This is a genomic window from Streptomyces boluensis (assembly GCF_009908195.1).
Classification (GTDB): domain Bacteria; phylum Actinomycetota; class Actinomycetes; order Streptomycetales; family Streptomycetaceae; genus Streptomyces; species Streptomyces boluensis.
The window spans coordinates 1-1,952 of record NZ_JAAAHS010000668.1 but is presented as its reverse complement, the minus strand read 5'-3'; the positions used below and the strand labels follow the sequence as shown (position 1 = coordinate 1,952).

The following is a 1,952-nucleotide window of genomic DNA, read 5'->3' as shown; positions in this document are numbered from 1 at the left end:
CGGTGGGACCGCACGCCTGACCCCCGCCCCGTACGGTCACCAGGCCTTCTCCCGCAGCAGTCGCAGGCCGTTCAGTGCGACCAGGATCGTCGAGCCCTCGTGGCCCGCCACTCCGAGCGGCAGCGGCAGATGGCCGACCAGGTCCCAGACGGTGAGGATCGCGATGCAGGTACCGGCGATCACGAGGTTCTGGGTGACCAGGCGGCGGGCGCGGCGGGAGAGGGCCACCGCCCGGGGGACGGCGGCGAGTTCGTCGCGTACGACGACCGCGTCCGCGGTCTCCAGGGCCAGGTCGGCGCCCGCGCGGCCCATGGCCACGCCGGTGTGCGCGGCGGCGAGCGCGGGCGCGTCGTTCACGCCGTCCCCGATCACCAGGACCTTGCGGTCCCCGTGCAGCGCCAACTCCCGTACGGCTTCGGCCTTTTCGTGCGGCAGCAGGCCCGCGCGCACGTCGTCGATGCCGACCGCGGCCGCCACGCCCGCCGCAGCGCCGGGGCCGTCGCCGGTGAGCAGGACCGGCGGCGTACCGGTGAGCCGGGCCAGGTCGGCGACGGCCGCGGCAGCGTCGGGGCGGGGGCGGTCGGCGAGGGCGATACGGCCCGCGGGGGCACCGTCGACGAGGACGAGCACGGTGGTCGTACCGTCACCGGAGTCCGTAGCCGTGTCCATTGTCGTAGCTGTGTCCGTTGTCGCCGTCGTCGGGAGCAGTCGGGCCGGGGCGCCGATCTCCACCCGGCGCCCGGAGACGGTGGCGGCGACACCGCGGCCGGGGGTGGACGTGAAGTCCTCCGCTTCCGGGAACGTGAGGTCGCGGTCGCGGGCCGCCTCGACCACGGAACGGGCGATGGGGTGCTCGCTGCGATGCTCCACGGACGCGGCGAGGGCCAGCAACTCCCCCTCGCTGAAGCCCTGTTCGGGGGTGACGGCCAGGACGCGCGGGGTGCCCTCGGTCAGGGTGCCGGTCTTGTCGTACGCGACCGTGTCCACCTGGCCGAGGCGTTCCATGGCGACGGCCGACTTGACCAGGACGCCGTGCCGACCCGCATTGGCGATGGCGGAGAGCAGCGGCGGCATGGTGGCCAGGACCACCGCGCACGGTGACGCCACGATCATGAACGTCATGGCGCGCAGCAGGGCGCCGGTCAGGTCCGCGCCGAAGGCCAGCGGCACCGCGAAGATCGTCAGGGTCGCGAGGACCACGCCGACCGCGTAGCGCTGCTCGACCTTCTCGATGAACAACTGCGTCGGCGCCTTCGTACGGGACGCCTCCTCGACGAGCGTGACGATCCGGGCGAGCACCGTGTCGGACGGGTCGCGGCGCACGCTGATCCGCAGGGCACCCGCCGGGCCGTTGACGGTCCCGGCGAACACCTCGTCACCCGCGCCCTTCGGCACCGGCAGCGACTCCCCGGTGATGGTCGCCTGGTCGACCTCGCCCGCACCGTCGACCACCTCGCCGTCGGCGCCGATCCGCTCGCCGGGGCGGACCAGGATCTCGTCGCCGACGCGGAGCCGGTCGGTGGGGACCTGCTGTTCTCCGTCGGCGGTGACCAGGGTGGCGGTGGCGGGGGCCAGGTCGAGGAGCCCGCGCACGGAGTCCTCGGTACGCGCGGTGGCGAGGGCCTCGAGGGCGCCGGACGTGGCGAAGATGACGATGAGCAGCGCGCCGTCCATGACCTGCCCGATCGCGGCGGCACCGAGGGCCGCGACGATCATCAGCAGATCCACGTCGAGGGTGCGGGTCCGCAGTGCGCGCAGCCCTTCGAGGGCGGGCTCCCAGCCGCCCGCCCCGTACGCGACGGCGTACAGCGGCGCCCACAACCAGGCGCTCGTGCCGGTGAGTTGCAGCGGCAGCGCGACCAGGAACGCCACCGTCGCGGCGACGGCCCGGCGCGCCTCGGGCAGCGCGAGGACACGGGTGCGGCGGGTGGCGGTGGCGGCCGGGGTGGCGC

1 protein-coding gene is annotated in these 1,952 nt (G+C 74.7%); it reads right to left on the bottom strand.

Annotation, left to right across the window (positions count from 1 at the left end; genetic code table 11):
- Window positions 1-36: 36 nt before the first annotated feature.
- A partial coding sequence (locus tag GUY60_RS37260) for a heavy metal translocating P-type ATPase (RefSeq protein WP_161705932.1) occupies window positions 37-1,952 on the bottom strand: 1,916 nt, incomplete at its 5' end.